This is a genomic window from Dactylosporangium sp. CA-152071 (assembly GCF_050936335.1).
Taxonomy (GTDB): Bacteria; Actinomycetota; Actinomycetes; order Mycobacteriales; family Micromonosporaceae; genus Dactylosporangium; species Dactylosporangium maewongense.
In genome coordinates this window covers 2,649,656-2,667,261 of record NZ_JBNJMZ010000002.1, presented here as the reverse complement: position 1 = coordinate 2,667,261, position 17,606 = coordinate 2,649,656, and the positions used below count along the sequence as shown (strand labels likewise).

The window sequence follows — 17,606 nt, the reverse complement described above, 5'->3', positions numbered from 1 at the left end:
CCCCGATGAGCCTCGTCGTCATCTGGTACGCGCTGATCGTCCTCTGCTGGGTCCTGTTCTTCGTCCTTGAGGGGTTCGACTTCGGCGTCGGGCTGCTCAGCCCGCTGCTCGGCCGCGACGAGCACGAACGCGCCGCCGCCGTGCGCACCATCGGCCCGTTCTGGGACGGCAACGAGGTGTGGCTGGTCGCCGCGATCGGCGTCACGTTCGCCGCGTTCCCGTCCTGGTACGCGGCGCTGCTGTCCGGCCTGTACCTGCCGATGGTCGCGATCCTGCTGCTGCTCGCCGGCCGCGGCGTGGCCCTGGAGTTCCGCGGCAAGCACGACTCGCCGCGCTGGCGCCGCCGGTGCGACCTGGTCCTCGCCGCCTGCTCGGCCGGCGTCGTGCTGCTGTGGGGCGCCGTGCTCACCGTCTTCGTCCGCGGGCTCGCCCTCGACGCCGGCGGCGAGGTCACCGGCGGCGGCCTGGCCCGCACCCTCACGCCGGTCCTCACCCCGGCGGCCGCCCTCGGCGCGCTGCTCGCCCTCACCGCCGCCGTCCTGCTCGGCGCCACCTTCCTGGCCCTGCGCACCACCGGCCCAGTCCGCCGGCGGGCCGGGCTGCTGGCCCGCCGGGTCGCCCTCACCGCCGCCGTCGCGGCGCTCGTCGTCGCCGCCGGTGCCGCGCTGGCAGGGGCCGCCGCCACGGTACTGGTCGCGTCGGCCGCGGCCGTGCCCCTCGCCGGGGTCGCCGTCCTGACCCGCCGGGCCGGGACCCGGTGGGAGGCCGGCTCGTTCGCCCTGGTTGCGGTCGCGGTCGCCGGCGCCGTCGTGGCCACGCTGACCGCCAACGGCGACGTGGTGCTGCCGAGCACCCTGTCGGGCGCGTGGTCGCTGACGATGTCCGAGGCCGCCGCCACCGGCCCCGCGCTGCGCCTGATCAGCGCCGCCGCTATCGTCGTGCTCCCCGGCGTCCTCGTCTACCAGGCGTGGTCGTACCGCGTCTTCCGGCAGCGCGTCGCCAGCGAGCGGGTCGCCTCGTGAGCCGGGAGAGGGGTCGTTTCACGGGCCGGGTGGCGGGTCGCTTCACGGGCCGGGCGGGGCGTCATGGGGGCACGGCGGCGCGGACGGCCCGGGGGCCGGTCGACCCGAGGCTGCTGCGGCACGCGCGCAGCAGCCGGGCGGGGATCGCGCTGCTCGCCGTCATCGGGGCCGCGCAGGCCGCCGCGACCGTCGGGCTCGCCGTGGTGGTCACCGGCATCGTGGTGCGCCTCGCCGCGGCGGAGCCCGTCGGTGCCGGAGCCCTCGCCGCGCTCGCCGGGGTGTACGCCGCCCGGGCCGCCCTGACGTGGGCGGAGCAGGTCGCCGGCCGCCGCACCGCCGCCCGCGTCACCGACGAGCTGCGCCGGTCCGTGCTGGCCGCGGCGCTGCGGCGCGGCCCTGCCTGGGTCGCCGGGCACGGCAGCGGGCGGCTCGTCGCGGTCCTCGGCGGCGGCATCGACGCGCTGCGGCCGTGGTTCAGCGGATACCTGCCGTCGCTCGTCCTCGGCGTGGCCCTGCCGCCGCTCGTCGTCGCCGCGATGCTCTTCGCCGACCCCGCCTCCGCCGTCGTCGTCCTCGTCACCCTCCCGCTCGTGCCGCTGCTCGGCGCGCTCATCGGCTGGGCCACCCAGCGGCGCGCCCAGGAACGCTGGCAGGCGAGCGCCCGGCTCGCCGGACACTTCCTCGACGCCGTCCGCGGCATCGCGACGCTGCGCCTGTACGGCCGCGCCGAACGCCAGACCGCCGCCGTCGCCCGCATGACCGACGCCCACCGCGCCGCGACCGTGCGGGTGCTGCGGGTCGCGTTCCTCTCCTCGACCGCCCTGGACCTGGTCGGCACGCTGTCCGTCGGGCTCGTCGCGGTCGAGGCCGGGCTCCGCGTCGCCGCCGGCCACCTCGACCTCGGCCCCGCGCTCCTGGTGATCCTGCTCGCCCCCGAGGCGTACCGGCCGCTGCGCGAGGTCGCCGCCCGCTTCCACGCCAGCGCCGACGCGGCCGCCGTCATCGCCGACGTCGACCGGATCCTGACGGACGCCGGCGCCGGGCCGCGCTCCACTGCGGTCGGTGAAGGGCCCGGCCTGGTGGCGGCCGGTGTCCGCGTCCGGCACCCCGGCGCCGCCGTCGACGCGCTGCGGCTGCCCACCCTGGCCGTCCACAGCGGAGAGCTCGTGGCGCTGCGCGGGCCGTCCGGCGCCGGGAAGACCACGACGCTGCGGGTGCTGGCCGGGCTGCAACCCGTGTCGGCCGGGTCGGTCGCCGTGGGTGGGGGACAGCCGCTGTACCTGCCGCAGGACCCGACGCTGCCGCACGCCCGCACGGTCGCCGAGGCGGTCGCCCTCGACGGCGAGACCCGCCCGGCCGACGCGGTCGCGCTCGGCGCGCTGCGGACCGTCGGCCTCGACACCGAGATCCTGGCCATGCCCGGCGGCCTCGACACCCCCCTCGGCGAACGTGGCCAGGGCCTCTCCTCCGGGCAGCGGCAGCGGCTCGCCCTGGCCCGGCTGCTGCGCCAGGCCGCCGCCGCCCCCGCCGTCGTGCTGCTGGACGAGCCGACCGCCCACCTGGACGCCGCCGCCGAACGCCGGGCCGTCGCCGAGCTGCACGCCCTCGCCGCCCGTGGCTGCGCCGTGCTCGTCGTCGCGCACCGGCCCGCCGTCCTCGCCGCCGCCGACCGGACCGTGGCCGTCGCCCCACCCACGCGGCACGCGTCCCCGTCAGCCGTGCCGGCCACCGTGCTGTCACCCGCGCCGCCTGCCGCCGCTCTGTCGGCTGTGCCGCCTGCCGCCGTGCTGTCAGCCGTGCCGCTGTCGGCTGTGCCGCCGGCCATCGCGCCGGTGCCGGACGGCGCCGGGGCATCGGCCGCCGATCCACACCCCGCGCGCACCGACGACGCGCCGCGCGGACGCGGATGGCTGCGGAGCCCGGCGGTGGCGGTCGGGCTGGGGGCCGGGTCGTGGGTCGCCGGGCTCACGCTCATCGCGGCGGCGGTGTGGCTGCTCGTGCGGGCCGCGCAGCTGCCGCCGGTGCTCACCCTGTCCGGGGCCGTCGTCCTGGTGCGGGGCAGCGCCGTCGCGCGGCCGCTGCTGCGGTACCTCGAACGCCTGGTCTCGCACGAGGTCGCGTTCGCGCGGCTCGGCGCGTGGCGGGCCGAGGTGTACGCCGCCCTCGTCCCCAGGGTGCCCGGGCCGGCCCTGCACCGCCGCGGCGACCTGCTCACCAGGGTCGTCGACGACGTCGACGCGCGGGTGGACGGGGTGCTGAGGGGTCGCCTGCCCGCGTACGCCGTGGGGGCCGCCCTCGCCGCCGCCGTGCTCGCCGCCGCCACGGTGGACCCGGCCGCCGCGGCCGCCCTCGCCGCCGGGCTCGCGGTCGCGGCGCTGCTCGCGCCGTGGCTCGCCGCCCGGCACGCGGCCCGGGCGGACACCGCCACCGGCAAGGCCCGCGCGGAGCTGCGCGACGCCGTCGTCGAGACCGTCGACGGCGTCGAGGACCTCGCGACCCGCGACCCCGCCGCCGCCCTCGCCGTCCCCGGCCGCCGCAGCCGCGCCCTGTCGCGCCTGGAGGCCCGCGCCGCCTCGACCGCCGGCGCCGCGTCGGCCCTCGCCCAGGTCGGCTGCGGCCTCGCGGTGCTCGGCGTGGCCCTCGCCGCCGCGGCCGGCGGCCACTCCGGCGAGGTCGCCGCGATGCTGCTCCTCGGCGCGGTCGCCCTCGCCGAGCCCGTCCTCACCCTCCCCGACGCCGCCATCGCCCGCCGTGCCGCCGCAGGCGCGACCGGCCGCCTCGCCGCCGTCGCCGCGCTGCCCCGTCCGGCTGCACCGGCCGCCGTGTCGGCCGTCGCACCGTCCACAGGGGACGCCGCAGCGGTGGGAGACGACCCGACCTTGACCGGCGCCGCCATCGCCCGCCGCGCCGCCGCAGGCGCGACCGGCCGCCTCGCCGCCGTCGCCGCGCTGCCCCGCCCCGCCGCACCGGCCGCTTCAACGTCCGTCGCACCGTCCACAGGGGACGCCATGGCGGTGGGGGACGACCTGACCCTGACCGTGGAGCACCTCGCGGCGGGCTGGGATCCGCGGCGGGCGCCCGCGCTGCGCGGGCTGGACCTGCGGCTGCCGCCGGGGCGGCGGGTCGCGGTGCTCGGCGCGTCGGGCAGCGGGAAGTCGACGCTCGCGGCGGTGCTGGTGCGGATGCTCGACCCCCGGGAGGGCCGCGTCACGCTCGGCGGCGTCGACCTGCGGGACCTGCCCGACGCCGTGCTGCGCTCCACCATCGGGCTCGTCGGGGACGCCGCGGACCATGTGTTCGCGACCACGGTGCGGCAGAACCTGCTCCTCGCCCGGCCCGCGGCGACGGACGACGAGCTCCGCGCGGCGCTGGCCGGGGCGCGGCTCGGGCCGTGGCTCGGCAGCCTGCCGGAGGGCCTCGACTCGTGGCTCGGCGAAGGCGGCGCGACCATCTCCGGCGGGCAGCGGCGCCGGCTCGCGATGGCCCGGGCGCTGCTCGCCGGGCCGCGGGTGCTGGTGCTCGACGAGCCGACCGAGGGCCTCGACGAGCAGGAGGCGGCCGCGCTCATGGCCGACCTGCTGGACGCCGCCGTGGGCCGCACGGTGCTGCTGCTGACCCACCGCCACGACGGCCTGGAGCACGTCGACGAGGTGTACGACCTGGTCGGCGGCCGGCTTACGGCACGAGCAGGCGCACCAGCACGTCCGTCAGCACCTCCGCGGCCTGCTCAGGAGGCTGTGACGGCTGCACGATGTGGCTGACGACGAGCCGCACGATCGACTCCGCCGCCACGGCGACGACCTTCGGGTCATGGCCCGGCAGGTGGGTGCCCGCCCACTCGACGACGACGGCGGTGGCCGCAGACAGCAGCAGGTCGAGGCGGGTGGTGAGGTAGGGCAGCAGCCCGTCGGCCCCGGTCAGGATGGCCTTGATGAGCGGGTTGGCGTCCGCCTCGACGAGCGTGTGCCGGATCGCGGCGTGTCCGGCGGCGCGGACGTCGGCGCCGTGGCGCAGCAGCACGGCCCGCACATCGCCGACGAACAGCGGCGGTGCCGGCGCTGCAGCGCTCCCCGTACTACCGGTGGATCACATACCTGTACCTGCCGGCGCAGTACGCGGCGCTGGTCGTGACCTGCCGGGAGTGGGCGGCCGGGGTCGGCCCCGCCGCCGGCGCCGGGCTGGTGCTGACCGCCGGCATCGTCAACGGCATCGCCATCAACACCGCCCACGAGCTGGGCCACAAGCGCGAGCGGGTGGAGCGGTGGCTGTCCCGGATCGCGCTCGCCCCGTCCGGCTACGGGCACTTCTTCGTCGAGCACAACCGCGGCCACCACGTGCGGGTCGCGACCCCGGAGGACCCCGCCAGCGCCCGGCTCGGCGAGTCGTTCTGGCGGTTCTGGCCGCGCACCGTCGCCGGCAGCCTGCGCTCCGCGTGGGGCCTGGAGACCGCGCGGCTGAGGCTGCGCGGCCGCAGCCCGTGGACGTGGCGCAACGACGTGCTGACCGCGTGGGCGATGACCGTGCTGCTGTTCGCGGTGCTGACGGCCCTGCATGGCTGGACGGTGCTGCCGTTCCTCGCGCTGCAGGCGGTGGCCGGCTTCTCGCTGCTGGAGGCCGTCAACTACCTGGAGCACTACGGGCTGCTGCGGCAGCCGACCGGGACCGGCCGGCCGGAGAAGGTCGACCCGCGGCACAGCTGGAACAGCGACCGCCTCGTCACGAACGTCTTCCTGTTCCAGCTGCAGCGGCACAGCGACCACCACGCGAACCCGTTGCGCCGGTACCAGACGCTGCGCACGTTCGACGTGTCGCCGCGGCTGCCGGCCGGCTACGCGACGATGGTGGTCGTCGCGCTGGTCCCGCCGCTGTGGCGCCGGATCATGGACCCGCGCGTGCTCGCCCACTACGGCGGCGACGCGTCCCTGGCCAACCGGGACCGTAACTTTCACGCCCCGCCCGCTGCCCGGACCGCCACCGGTTGACCGTTGTCGATGCGTGCGCCTACCTTCCCCACGCGAAGCCAGTCGAAGCGCTTCGACGCGTGTCGAGCACGCGTGTCAGCGAAGGAAGGGCCGCCATGCGAAGGCGCACCGCTGTACTCCTGTCCACCGCGGCGCTCGGCGCGGCCGCGGCCGGCGTCGTCGTCACGGCGCCGAACGCGTCGGCCGCCACCGGCTGCCGCATCACGTACACCATCGCCAACCAGTGGCCGGGCGGGTTCGGCGCGAACGTCACCGTCACCAACCTCGGCGACCCGGTCAGCGCCTGGACCGTCGTCTGGTCCTACTCGGCCGGGCAGACGGTGACCCAGGCGTGGAGCGCGACCGTGACCCAGAGCGGGTCGCAGGTCACCGCGAAGAACGCCGGCTACAACGGGTCCCTGGCCACGGGGGCGAGCACCTCGTTCGGGTTCAACGGGTCCTGGACCGGCAGCAACCCGGTGCCGGCGAGCTTCACCCTCAACGGCACCGCCTGCACCGGCGGCGTCTCCACGGCGAGCCCGACGCCGTCCCGGACGCCGTCGAGGACGCCCAGCTCGACGCCGTCCAACCCGGGCACCGGCGTGCCGTCCGACGCCGCCTGGGTCGCCACCGGCGCCTGGGACCAGTGGACGAACAACGGGTACACCGTCATCAACGACGTCTGGGGCTCCGGCGCCGGGCCGCAGACCATCTGGGCCCGCAGCGGCACCAACTGGGGCGTCGTCGCCGAGCACCCGCGGACCAGCGGCGTGAAGTCCTACCCGCACACCGGCAAGACGCTCAACCGCACGCTCAGCTCGCTGAGCTCGGTGCGCAGCTCGTTCAACGTCAGCGTGCCCGCCGACGGCGACTACGCCACCGCGTACGACATCTGGGCCAACAACAACGCCTACGAGGTCACGATCTGGGCGAACCAGCACGGCGCGGTCGGCCCGATCGCCGAGTCGTACGACGCGAACGGCGCGGTCCCCAACGCCCGCAACGTCAGCGTCGGCGGCCACACCTGGAACGTCTACCGCGGCTCGAACGGCGCCAACGCCGTCTTCTCCTTCGTGCGGACCAGCACCACGAACGCCGGTACCGTCGACGTCCTGGCGGTCCTGCAGTGGCTGCGGACCCAGAACTGGTGGGGCGACGTGACCATCGGCCAGGCCCAGTTCGGCTTCGAGATCACCGGCACCGCGGGGCGGGCCGCCTTCGTCGACAACAGCTTCTCCCTCGACTACAGCTGAGGCTGGGCCCACGGCTGAGACCTACAGCTGCGGCTGGAGCTGGGGCTCAGGCTGCGGGGCGGTCCGGCGCACGCCACGGACGATCAGGTAGCCGACCATCCACAGCTCGCCGACGGTCGCGGGCAGGACCAGCAGGTCCGCGGCCGCCGGCACTACGTGCTCGCTGAACGCGGCGAGCACGTAGCCGGCGCCGCCGGCGACGAGGATCCAGCCGAGGGCGCGGGGCATCCAGCCGGAGCGCAGCACGCACCAGCCCATCGGGATCAGCCACAGGCCGAAGAAGAGCCCGCCGGCGCTCCAGAGCGCGCCGCTCACCAGGTACAGCAGCTGGACCTGCGCGCCGTCCCGCACCGACAGCGTGGTGCCGAGCAGCGCCGCGCTGACCAGGATGACGACCGCGTTCACGGTGCCGAAGACGGCGATCGCGCCGGCGGCGAAGCTGTCCGCGGTGCGGAACAGCCGGTAGAACCACAGCGCGGCCAGTGCCTGCGTGAGGACGGTCAGCAGTTCCAGGGCGACCCCGGCGCGGGCGAGCGACCCGTGCGCGGTGACGTTGGCCAGGGTGGCGGCCGGGTCGCCGTCGACGAACAGCCGCGAGCGCACGAGCAGGAACCCGAGCCCGCCCGCGACGGCGAGGCCGAGGTAGAGCAGGCCGGTGACGCGGGCGGTGCGGACCAGCGGGTCCATGTCTCCTCCTGAGACGACTGGGACGGGGTTAACCTTACAAGGTAAGGGAACCATACGTTGTAAGGTGACGCAATGCGGAGTGCGCTCAGCCGGGAGAAGGTCCTGGCCGCGGCGGTGGCCCTGGCGGACACGGACGGCATCCGGGCGCTGACGATGCGGCGGCTCGCCGCGGACCTCGGCGTCGAGGCGATGTCGCTCTACCACCACGTGCCCGACAAGGAGACGCTGCTCGACGGCGTCGCCGACACCGTGGTCGCCGAGGTCGTGGCGGGCGCGGGCGGGGAGAGCGGGGGAGAGGACTGGCGGGAGGTGCTGCGCCGGCGGTTCCTCGCCGCCCGCCGGGTGATGCTGCGGCACCCGTGGGCGCCGGCGCTGCTCGGCACCCGCCGGACGATCCCCATGAGCGTCATCGGCTACTACGACGGGATCCTCGGCACGCTGGTCGCGGCCGGGTTCACCTACGGCCTGGCGCACCGGGCGGTGCACGCGTTCGGCAGCATGCCGCTCGGCTTCGCGCAGGAGGTGTTCAGCCCCGCCGCGGCCGGCGGCAGCATGGACGTCGAGGCCACCGAGGCGGAGCTCGCCGCGATGGCCGCCACCGTGCCGCACCTGACCGCCATGGTCGCCGCCGAGGTCCACGCCGCGGCCGACCCCACGCTCGGCTGGTGCGACAGCCAGGTCGAGTTCGAGTTCACCCTGGACCTGCTGCTGGACGGCCTGGAGCGGCTACGGGCGTGACAGGCCGTGCAGGTCGCGCAGCAGCTCCGACATCGCCACCGCGTCCACCGCGCCCAGCTCGACGTCGCCGGTGGCGTTGCGCCAGTACCCCATGCGGGTCCGCGACACGATGAGCGCGTGCAGCGTCTGCTCGGGGTGTTCGCCGGGGCGGCCGATCGAGAAGCCCGGCTCCACCCGGACGTAGGCGCGCGCTCCGTCGGGCAGCGGCCGCTCGATCCATGGCTGGTGCCCGTTGTCCTGGGGCGCGGCGCGGCTCCAGCCGAGCCGTTCGAGGCCCAGCACCCGCCCCGACGGCACCACCCGGCCGTCGAACGTGGTGAGCCCGGTGGCCTTCGCCTCCTCGGGCGTGAGCGCGTAGATCTCCCGGGCCAGCTGCGGGAAGGGCTGCAGCAGCTCGTAGTCGGCGAACACCTCGGCCCAGCGGGCCACGTCACCGAGGCGTAGCGGGTGGGCGACCCAGACGGGCGCGTCGCCGGCGAGCTTGACCGTGTCGTCGTCGACGCCGGCGTACGAGCCGTCCTCCGCCACCCGGAAGTCCACTGTGGACGTCCAGACCAGCCGGCGGGCGATGTGCCGTACCAGCGGATGACCGACGATGAAGGAGGCGAACTCGTCCGCCGTCCAGCGCCGACCGGTCACCATCGCCCGTTCGAACCGGCCGATCTGGTCGCCGGCGAGGGTCCGCACGTCCTTCTTGAGCGCCGTGAACCGCTGGTACGCGGCCGGGCCGAGGGTGGCGTCGTCCCGCGCGCCGGGCTTCGGCAGCGACTTGAGCCGCTTGCCGGCCTCGTCGGCGACGGTCGGGCGCAGCTGGTCGTCGAAGCCGACGACGAACCGGCGCGGCCCGTAGTCGAGCACCAGGCCGCCGCCGGTGTCCAGGCCGAGGTCCGGCACGAGCCGGTCGGCGAGCTGCTCGCCGGTCAGGCCGAGCCGCGAGGCGACGGTGTGCAGCATGCCGCGCGCGCTGGAGCGGAGCCCGGCGAACTTGACCTTCTCCGCGACGTCGTTGAGGTGGATGAGCGCCACGTCGGTGCCGAGCCCGGTCAGCACCGACAGCCCGGCGACGGACCGCTGGTGCCCGCCGGTGCCGGGCCACACCTTGATGAGCGGGGTCAGCCGCCGCACCACGTCGTCGTCGCCGATCCAGGCGAGGCCGTGCATCGCCCACGTAGCGCCAGACGGCATCCCGATCGACTGCCACCGCTGGAAGAGCGCCCAGCCGAACGCGGCGAGGGACGCCCGGTCGCACGCCGCCACGACCTCGGCGAGCCCGGCCGGCGCCGCACCGGCCCGGGACCGGCTCAGCAGCGAGACCAGCCGCCGGGCGGCGTCGACCGGCAGGACGCCGCCGCCGAGCAGCCGGACGCGCGGCAGGATCGCGGCGTCGGCCCACCCGGGCAGCTCGGGCACCGGCCCGCCGTCCAGCGGCGCCGGCGCCTTCCCCTCGTCCAGGGGCTCGCCGGCGTACCCGGCGGCGTATGCCTCGGAGAGCGCCCCGGCCGGGCCGTCGAACCCTTCGAGGAGGCGGATGGCCCGGGCGGGGGAGCGCTGCGCCGCGTCGAACAGCGCGAGCAGCGCGTGCGGCTGGGCGGCGTGCGCGGCGAGCGCCAGGAACGCGGTGTCGTCCGGCAGCGCGGCGAGGGCGGTCGCGATCCGGGCCAGCTCGTCGCCCCGCCACGTGGGCAGCATGCCCATCCGTTCGTCGAGGACGGGGACGATCGCGGCGCCGACCCCGTCCAGGACCGTCGCCAGCGAGGCGTCGGACTCGGTGAGGTGCTCGCGCCAGTAGGCCGGGTTGAACTCGCGCCAGTAGGCCGGGTTGAAGCGGTCCAGTTGCTGCTCGTCGCCGAGCGACCACAGGACGAGCCTGGCCACGTCCCCCTTCCCGGCGGCGTTCGCGGCCTGCACGTCCTCGTCGACCCAGTCCGTGCACTCCGGCAGCAGGAACGCCGCCGCGGCCTGCGACAGCGGCCCCCGAGCGGCGCGCACCGGCGCCAGGGCGGCGCGCACGGGCGACGGGTCCGCCTCGTGGACGAGGTGCGCCCGGACCCGGCCGAGGATCGGCATCCAGTCCAGGTTGCCGGACTCGGCGGGCAGCCGGCGGACGACCGGCTCGTGGCGCTGGTGGAACCTCGCGCCGGGCTCGCCGACCCGCAGCTCGACCAGCTCGGCCGCGGCGACGGCGGCGAACACCGGCCCGCGGGCGGCGATCCAGGCGTCCGCGACCACGGCCGTGTCCACCCGGGAGCCGGCGAGCTTGCGCAGGACCTTCGCGGCGACCGCGGCCGCGCCGAGCGGTGCCACGGCGGCGGTCCCGTCGGCGAGGAACCCCTCCGCCGCCTCCCGCACCTCGGGGTCGGTCTCGGGGCGGGCCAGGGACTCGGCGAGGTCGCCGGCCTTCGTCGCGACGAGGCGCTCGAACTTCTTCACCGCGTCCTTCACCCCGACCGGCGGCGGCACGGCCGTGCCACCCCGCCGCGGGTACATCCCTGCGAGCCACGACGACGGAAGCACGGGCGATTCCTCATTGCGCACCGGCACACCCTAGTGGTCCGTGGGTATGGTGGCGGCGTGGAGTATCGCGCGCTCGGCAGGTCCGGTCTGATGGTCTCCGTCCTCACGATGGGGACGATGACGTTCGGCGGCAAGGGCGGCTTCGCCGCGGTCGGCGCCACCGACGTTCAGGAGGCGCGCCGACAGGTCGACATGTGCCTCGACGCCGGGGTGAACCTCATCGACACCGCCGACGTCTACTCCTCGGGTGAGTCGGAGAGGATCGTCGGCGAGGTCCTGAAGGGCCGCCGCGACGATGTCCTGGTCGCCACGAAGGTGCGCATGCCGATGGGGCCCGGCCCCAACGACGCCGGCCTGTCCCGGCAGCACGTCATCGCCGGCTGCGAGGCGAGCCTGCGCCGGCTCGGCACCGACCACATCGACCTCTACCAGCTGCACGAGTGGGACGGCGTGACGCCGCTGCAGGAGACGTTCGAGGCGCTGGACCTGCTGGTCCGCGCCGGGAAGGTCCGCTCCGTCGGCCTGTCCAACTTCGCCGGCTGGCAGCTGATGAAGGCGGTCGGCACCGCGATCATGCACGGCCTGCCGCGCCCCGTCAGCCAGCAGATCTACTACTCGTTGCAGGCCCGCGACGCGGAGTATGAGCTGATCCCCGCCGCCGTCGACCAGCACCTCGGGGTCCTGGTCTGGAGTCCCCTGGCGGGCGGGCTGCTGTCGGGCAAGTACCGGCGCGGGGTCGAGCCCCCGGCCGGTGCCCGCCACCTCAGCGAGTGGGACGAGCCGCCGGTGTACGACCAGGAGAAGCTCCACGACACGGTGGAGGCCCTCGTGGAGATCGGCGCGGGGCACGGGGTTTCGGCCGCGCAGGTCGCCCTCGCGTACATCCTCGGCCGCCCGGCGGTCACGTCGCTGGTGATCGGTGCCCGCACCGGCGAGCAGCTCGCCGACAACCTCGCCGCCGCCGACCTGGTCCTCACCGCCGAGGAGCGCCGCCGGCTGGACGAGGTGAGCGCGCTGAAGCTGCTCTACCCGTACTGGCACCAGGCGAAGACCGCGCGCGACCGGCTCTCGGCGGCGGACCTCACCCTCCTGGGCCCGCACCTGTAGGCCCACCCGGGCCGCGCCCGCGCCCGGCATGGACCGGTGGATCCCGGGGTACAGCAGCGGATCCTGGGGTACAGCAGCAGTATGGCTGCACGCAGACAGAGTAAGAACGAGCTGGATGCCGGCGACCGGAACGTGATGCCCGACAGCGCCTTCGCGTTCCCCCGGCAGCGCAAGGAACCGCTCAACGACGCGTCGCACGTGCGCAACGCGATCGCGCGGTTCGACCAGGTCCGTGACGCGACCGACGCGGAGCGGGCGGAGGCGTTCAAGCGCATCAAGCGCGCCGCGAAGCGGCACGGCGTCGACATGACCGAGACGCGCTGGCAGGAGCTCGGCAAGCCGTCCGCCACCATGAGGTCCTCCGACAAACCCCGCGCCGGCGCCGCCCGCGGGAACCAGTCGCGCGCCGGCGCTTCCCACGGGAACCAGCCGCGCGCCGGCGCTTCCCACGGGAACCAGTCGCGCGACGAGCTGTACGCGGAGGCGAAGCGCCGCGACATCAAGGGCCGCTCGTCGATGAACAAGAGCCAGCTGGAGACGGCGCTCAACGGCGGTTGATCGACTACCGTTACGGCATGGAACAGCAGCGTCCGAAGCTCGCCGACGTGGCGCGGGTGGCCGGCGTGTCCCGGGCGACCGCGTCCCGGGCCATCAACGGCCTGCCCGGCACCACGGACGCGATGCGCCGCCGGGTCCGTGAGGTCGCCGCGCAGCTCGGCTTCGAGCCGCACGCGGCCGCGCGGGCCCTGGCGACCGGCCGGGCCGGGTCGAGCCGCCCGGAGCACATCGAGGTCCTCATCGTCGACCCCGACCCGGCCGCGCTCAGCGTCAAGCCGTTCTACGGCCGGGTCCTCACCGGCGCGACGCGCGCCCTCGCCGGCCACGACGTCGCGCTGCAGGTCAGGCAGGTCCCAGCACCGCCGTCGCGGGCCGGTGACCCGCCGTTCGGTCAGGTCCTCATCAACATGCCGGCGGCGGCCGCGGCCGCCCTGCGCCGCACCCGCACGGTCGCGCTGGGCGAGACCGCGCCCGGCATCCCGTTCGTCGCCCCCGACAACTACGGCGGCGGCCACCAGGCCGCCACCCACCTCGTCGCGACCGGCCGCCGCCGCGTCGGCGCCGTCTTCGGCCCGGCGACCCCGTGCGCGCAGGAGCGCAAGGCCGGCTTCCTGCGCACGATGGCCGCCGCCGGCCAGACCGTCCTGTCGGTCGACGGCGACTTCACCCGCGCGCGGGCCTACGCGGCGATGCGGGAGCTGCTCACCCTGGAGCCGGACCTCGACGCGGTCTTCGCGGCGTGCGACGTCTCCGCGATGGGCGTCCTGCAGGCGCTGCGCGAGGCGGGCCGGAAGGTGCCCGACGACGTCGCCGTGGTCAGCTTCGACGGCAGCGCCCTCGCCGAGGCCGCGGACCTGTCGTCGGTCTACATGCCGGTGGAGGAGGAGGCCGCCTCGGCGATCAGCCGCCTGCTCGACCCCGCCCTCCCACCGGCCGCCCGCCTGCCGACCACGCTCACCCTCCGCGGCTCCAGCTGAGGCGGGCTGATGTTTACGCCAGCACCTCGCGGAGCTTGGCGGCGAACTCCGCGGGCTTGCCTGCGTAGGGGTGGTCGCCGCCGATGAAGCCGCCGTGGTGGCTGGGGAAGACGGTCGTCTCCTGGCCGAGCAGCGCCGCGGTCCCGTCGGAGGTGCGGGCGGTGTAGGTGCCCACGGACTCCTCGCCGACGGCGACCACGACGCGGGCCGGTGCGCCGGTGAGCGCCGCCGCGTCGGGCCGGTAGTCGGTGATCGGCCACGACCGCTTCGACAGCAGCGGGTCGTCGCGGCTGCCGTCGTCGTCGGCCGGCATGCCGAACATCGCCGGGTCGGGGGTCGGCTGGTCGAAGAACTCGTCGGTGAACTCGCCCTGCCATGACGTCATGAGGATGAACGCGGCCATGCCGGCGCCGGCCCCCTTCGCCTCGTAGGCGTCGTTGAACATGGCCCGCGCCCGTTCGGCGGCGGCCGCGTCGGGCAGCACCGCGTTGATCGGCGGCTCGTGCGCGACCAGCGTGGCGACGTCGCCGGGGTGGGCCGTGACCAGCTCGAGGGCGGTCACGGCGCCGCCGCTGGTGGCGAACATGTCGACCGCGCCGGCGCCGAGCTCGCCGATCAGCGCGTGCAGGTCCGCCGCCTGTTGCTGCGGCGTGTTGTCGTTACGGCCGTCGCTGCGCACGCTCCGCCCGAGGCCCCGGGGGTCGTACGTGATGACGGTGCGGTCGTCGAAGTGGCCGGCGAGCTCGGTGAACCCGTCGGCCGTCATGGGCTGGCCGATCATGAACAGCACCGCCCGCCCGCCGGCGGGCGGGAGCGGCCCGCGGACGTCGTAGACCAGGTCCGCACCGGGCAGCGCGAGGGTGTGTGTCTGCGTCTCCACCATGCGGCGAGCCTAGGGCATCCCGGGCCCGCCGGCTGGCGATCCGCGCGGCGGTGCGCCGTTCGGGAAATGCCCCGCGAGGCCCCGTCAGCAGCTGTGGTGGCCACGCCGTGCATCCGGCCCCGCGAGCCCCATCCGTACGCCTGATATCCGAAATACCCCCTAGGTGAATGTTTTCACTGCTTAAGGTGATTTTTGGTATCAGGTCAACGGGGGAGAGCAGGTTGGAGCAGAAGTTCGGTGCCTGGCGCGATCGCGCGGCGAGCACCCGCAGGCGGCGGCGAACGGCGGGCGTCGCGTTGGCCGTCGCCACGACGAGCGTGATCGTGCCGTTCATCCACGCCGCGCCGGCGCAGGCGGCCGCCGTCACGTGCACGCCGGTCAACGGCACCGACTGCGTCCGGTTCACGTACACCGGGGCCGACCAGACCTTCACCGTGCCGCCCGGGATCACGCTGATCGAAGCCGCCCTGTTCGGTGCCGGCGGCGCGAGCTCGCTGGAGGGCAAGGGCGGCGGCGGGGGATTCACCACCGGTTCGATCGCCGTCACCCCCGGCCAGGTCCTCACGATCACCGTCGGCGAGGGCGGCAAGCCCGACTCCGACGTCACCACGTACGGCGGCGGCGGCCGCGGCGGCCACACCGCCGCCGCGCTGGTGGAGACCTCCCTCCAGAAGGGCGGCAGCGGCGGCGGCATGTCCGCGGTCTGGTCCACCTCGTACGGTGTCGGCCCGCTGCTCATCGCCGGCGGCGGCGGCGCGGCCTCGCTCGACACGGCCAACGACGGCGGCGGAGGCGGCGGCTCGACCGGCGCCGGCGGGTCGGGCGGGGCCACGGCCGGCGCGGGCGGCAACCAGATCGCCGGCGGGACCGGCGGCGACAACAACACCTGCGAGACGGGCGGCGACGGCGGCGCGTTCCAGGGCGGTGCCGGCGGCGACGGCTACAAGCCCGGCGGTGGTGGTGGCGGCGGCTACTACGGCGGAGGCGGCGGCGACTGCAAGTCCAGCCCCGGAAGCATCCAGTTCACCGGGGCCGGCGGTGGCGGCGCCGGGTACAAGCACAACAGCGGCGTCTTCGGCGCCTACACCTACCAGGCGACCGACGACAAGTCCGCGGGCGACACCGCGGCGCTGCACCAGTCGGGGACCGGTGGCGCCGAGGAGAACGGCCAGGTCGTCATCCAGTGGGTCACGCCGCCGACCGCGTCCCCGCTGACGTCGTCCGGCCCGTACGGGACGGCGCAGACGGTGACGGTGCCGGTGCCGCTCACCGGGACGGTCTTCCTGCTCGACGCCTCCAACGTGCAGGTCACCACCCTCACGGTCCCGGGCCAGGGCACGTACACCGTGAACCAGGCCGACATCACGTTCACCCCCGCCGACGGCTTCTCCGGCACCGCGACCCCGGTCGGCTACCGGGTGAAGGTCGGCGAGAACAACGCGAACTCGACCTACACGCCGACGGTCGCCGGCCCGCCGACGCCGACCGCGCCGACGCCCGCCGCGCTGACCAGCACGGGTGCCGGCACAACGCCGCAGAGCGCGACGGCGACCGTGCCGTCGGGCGGCACCGTCACGCTGCTCGGCGCCACCGGCCAGCAGGTCACCAAGGTGACGGTCGCGAAGCAGGGCACGTACGTGCTGACCCCGGCCACCGGCGTCATCACGTTCGCGCCCGTCGCCGGGTTCGTCGGCACCGCCACCCCCGTCAAGTACCGGCTGACCAACACCGCCGGCCTGTCGGGCGACTCCACGTACACGCCGACCGTCACGAAGCCCGCCAGGCCGAACCCGGTGGCGAAGACCACCACGGGCCTCGGCACCGCGACGCAGACGGCCGACGTCGACCTGCCCGAGGGCGGGACGGTCGAGTTCGTGTCCGGCGGCACCGCGGTCGCGTCGCTGACGGTGCCCGGGCAGGGCACGTACGGCTGGAACGGCACCGACAAGACGCTCACCTTCACGCCGTTCGCCGGCTACATCGGGGTCGCGACGGCCGCCACGTACCGGGTGACCGACGCCTACGAGCAGCACGGCGACGCGACCTACACCGCGACGGTGACGATCCCGCCGCCGCCGGCCGCGCCGGACCGCACCACCAGTGGCGTGGGCGTCACACCGCAGACGGCGACGCTGCCGGTGCCGGCGAAGGGCACCATCGCGCTGATCGACGCCGACGGCAACGCGGTCACGTCCCTGTTCTTCCCGGGCAAGGGCACCTACACGCTGGAGCTCGCCGCCGCGGGCGGCGCTTCGATCGCGGCCGCCGGCACCGTGCCGAACCCGTCGCAGCAGGAAGGCTCCGCCACCGTCGTCTTCACGCCGGTGCTGGGCTTCCACGGCCAGCTGCCGCCGGTCGACTACCGGGTCACCGACGCGTACGGGCAGACGGCGAACGCGACATACACGCCGCTGGTGACGATCCCGGCCCCGCCGGCGCCGCCGAGCCAGACCACGCAGGGCCCGCCGGACAAGACGCAGACGGCCACGCTGCCCGTGCCGGCCGGCGGCTCGATCACCCTGCTCGACGCCCGCGGCCGCCCCGCCGTCGTGGTCCGGATCGCCGGCCAGGGGACGTACGTGCTGCAACCGGCGAATGGGCACATCAGCTTCGTCGCGATCGCCGGCTTCGCCGGCCAGGCGAGCAAGGTCCGCTACCGGGTCACCGACGCCTACGGCCAGACCGCCGAGTCGTACTACTCCGCGTACGTCTTCGGCACGGCGCTCGCGGTGACGGGCCTCGGCCTGCTCGACCTGATCCTGGTCGGCTCGACGATGATCCCGACGGGCGCGACGCTCATGGTCCTGGGCGGCCGCCGCCGTCGCCCACGGCTCGCCTGACCACCGGACCGGTGACGGCCACCCAGGCCGTCACCGGTCCCGACACGAAGTCCTGCCCAGCGCTAC

General features: G+C 75.4%; 12 protein-coding genes and 1 pseudogene. 9 read left to right on the top strand and 4 right to left on the bottom strand.

Annotated elements, in window-relative coordinates; all coding sequences use genetic code 11:
- Positions 1–5 precede the first annotated feature (5 nt).
- Together cydB and cydD are read left to right on the top strand one after the other, a co-directional pair.
- Entirely contained in the window at positions 6–1,022 is a 1,017-nt protein-coding gene (cydB, locus tag ACQEVZ_RS51925; RefSeq protein WP_433382951.1) for a cytochrome d ubiquinol oxidase subunit II, read from the top strand.
- Between the two features lie 29 nt (positions 1,023–1,051).
- The gene (cydD, locus tag ACQEVZ_RS51920) at positions 1,052–4,783 is read left to right on the top strand and encodes a thiol reductant ABC exporter subunit CydD (protein ID WP_433382949.1); all 3,732 of its coding nucleotides are present in this window, start codon (positions 1,052–1,054) and stop codon (positions 4,781–4,783) included.
- On the opposite strand, the gene ACQEVZ_RS51915 is transcribed toward cydD, so the two are convergent.
- A complete protein-coding gene (locus ACQEVZ_RS51915; RefSeq protein WP_433382947.1) occupies positions 4,698–5,051 on the bottom strand; it encodes a hypothetical protein in 354 nt (117 codons plus the stop codon). The genes cydD and ACQEVZ_RS51915 overlap by 86 nt on opposite strands.
- A gap of 17 nt (positions 5,052–5,068) precedes the next feature.
- On the opposite strand from ACQEVZ_RS51915, the pseudogene ACQEVZ_RS51910 reads away from it, so the two are divergent.
- Positions 5,069–6,004, top strand: a pseudogene (locus tag ACQEVZ_RS51910) (alkane 1-monooxygenase); the annotation flags it as partial.
- A 95-nt stretch (positions 6,005–6,099) separates the two neighbouring features.
- Complete coding sequence (locus ACQEVZ_RS51905; protein ID WP_433382945.1) at positions 6,100–7,236, top strand: cellulose binding domain-containing protein; 1,137 nt, start codon at positions 6,100–6,102, stop codon at positions 7,234–7,236.
- 21 nt (positions 7,237–7,257) lie between these two features.
- Here ACQEVZ_RS51905 and ACQEVZ_RS51900 read toward each other — a convergent pair whose 3' ends face one another.
- The gene (locus tag ACQEVZ_RS51900; RefSeq protein WP_433382943.1) at positions 7,258–7,923 is read right to left on the bottom strand and encodes a DUF4386 domain-containing protein; all 666 of its coding nucleotides are present in this window, start codon (positions 7,921–7,923) and stop codon (positions 7,258–7,260) included.
- Between the two features lie 72 nt (positions 7,924–7,995).
- Here ACQEVZ_RS51900 and ACQEVZ_RS51895 point away from each other — a divergent pair, with 72 nt between their 5' ends.
- A complete protein-coding gene (locus ACQEVZ_RS51895; protein WP_433382941.1) occupies positions 7,996–8,661 on the top strand; it encodes a TetR/AcrR family transcriptional regulator in 666 nt (221 codons plus the stop codon).
- On the opposite strand, the gene ACQEVZ_RS51890 is transcribed toward ACQEVZ_RS51895, so the two are convergent.
- Entirely contained in the window at positions 8,650–11,196 is a 2,547-nt protein-coding gene (locus ACQEVZ_RS51890; RefSeq protein WP_433382939.1) for a DUF4132 domain-containing protein, read from the bottom strand. The genes ACQEVZ_RS51895 and ACQEVZ_RS51890 overlap by 12 nt on opposite strands.
- 36 nt (positions 11,197–11,232) lie before the next feature.
- Between ACQEVZ_RS51890 and ACQEVZ_RS51885 the strand changes: the two genes are divergently transcribed.
- The 3 genes from ACQEVZ_RS51885 (at position 11,233) to ACQEVZ_RS51875 (ending at position 13,817) form a co-directional block, all read left to right on the top strand.
- Positions 11,233–12,282: an aldo/keto reductase gene (locus ACQEVZ_RS51885; RefSeq protein WP_433382937.1), complete on the top strand. Its 1,050-nt coding sequence runs from the start codon at positions 11,233–11,235 to the stop codon at positions 12,280–12,282.
- An 81-nt stretch (positions 12,283–12,363) separates the two neighbouring features.
- Positions 12,364–12,840 carry a DUF6582 domain-containing protein gene (locus ACQEVZ_RS51880; RefSeq protein ID WP_433382935.1) on the top strand — a complete coding sequence of 159 codons (477 nt, stop codon included), beginning with the start codon at positions 12,364–12,366 and terminating at the stop codon, positions 12,838–12,840.
- 17 nt (positions 12,841–12,857) lie between these two features.
- Complete coding sequence (locus ACQEVZ_RS51875; RefSeq protein WP_344498813.1) at positions 12,858–13,817, top strand: LacI family DNA-binding transcriptional regulator; 960 nt, start codon at positions 12,858–12,860, stop codon at positions 13,815–13,817.
- A 13-nt stretch (positions 13,818–13,830) separates the two neighbouring features.
- Here ACQEVZ_RS51875 and ACQEVZ_RS51870 read toward each other — a convergent pair whose 3' ends face one another.
- On the bottom strand, positions 13,831–14,700 hold the full coding sequence (locus tag ACQEVZ_RS51870; protein ID WP_433382933.1) for an alpha/beta fold hydrolase: 870 nt from the start codon (positions 14,698–14,700) through the stop codon (positions 13,831–13,833).
- A 221-nt stretch (positions 14,701–14,921) separates the two neighbouring features.
- On the opposite strand from ACQEVZ_RS51870, the gene ACQEVZ_RS51865 reads away from it, so the two are divergent.
- A complete protein-coding gene (locus tag ACQEVZ_RS51865; RefSeq protein ID WP_433382931.1) occupies positions 14,922–17,540 on the top strand; it encodes a glycine-rich protein in 2,619 nt (872 codons plus the stop codon).
- Positions 17,541–17,606: the final 66 nt, after the last annotated feature.

Coding starts and splice junctions, on each gene's coding strand:
- cydB (WP_433382951.1), top strand. CDS start 6: ATGAGCCTCGTCGTCATCTGGTACGCGCTGATCGTCCTCTGCTGGGTC.
- ACQEVZ_RS51895 (WP_433382941.1), top strand. CDS start 7,996: ATGCGGAGTGCGCTCAGCCGGGAGAAGGTCCTGGCCGCGGCGGTGGCC.
- ACQEVZ_RS51905 (WP_433382945.1), top strand. CDS start 6,100: ATGCGAAGGCGCACCGCTGTACTCCTGTCCACCGCGGCGCTCGGCGCG.
- ACQEVZ_RS51900 (WP_433382943.1), bottom strand. CDS start 7,923: ATGGACCCGCTGGTCCGCACCGCCCGCGTCACCGGCCTGCTCTACCTC.
- ACQEVZ_RS51870 (WP_433382933.1), bottom strand. CDS start 14,700: ATGGTGGAGACGCAGACACACACCCTCGCGCTGCCCGGTGCGGACCTG.
- ACQEVZ_RS51875 (WP_344498813.1), top strand. CDS start 12,858: ATGGAACAGCAGCGTCCGAAGCTCGCCGACGTGGCGCGGGTGGCCGGC.
- ACQEVZ_RS51880 (WP_433382935.1), top strand. CDS start 12,364: ATGGCTGCACGCAGACAGAGTAAGAACGAGCTGGATGCCGGCGACCGG.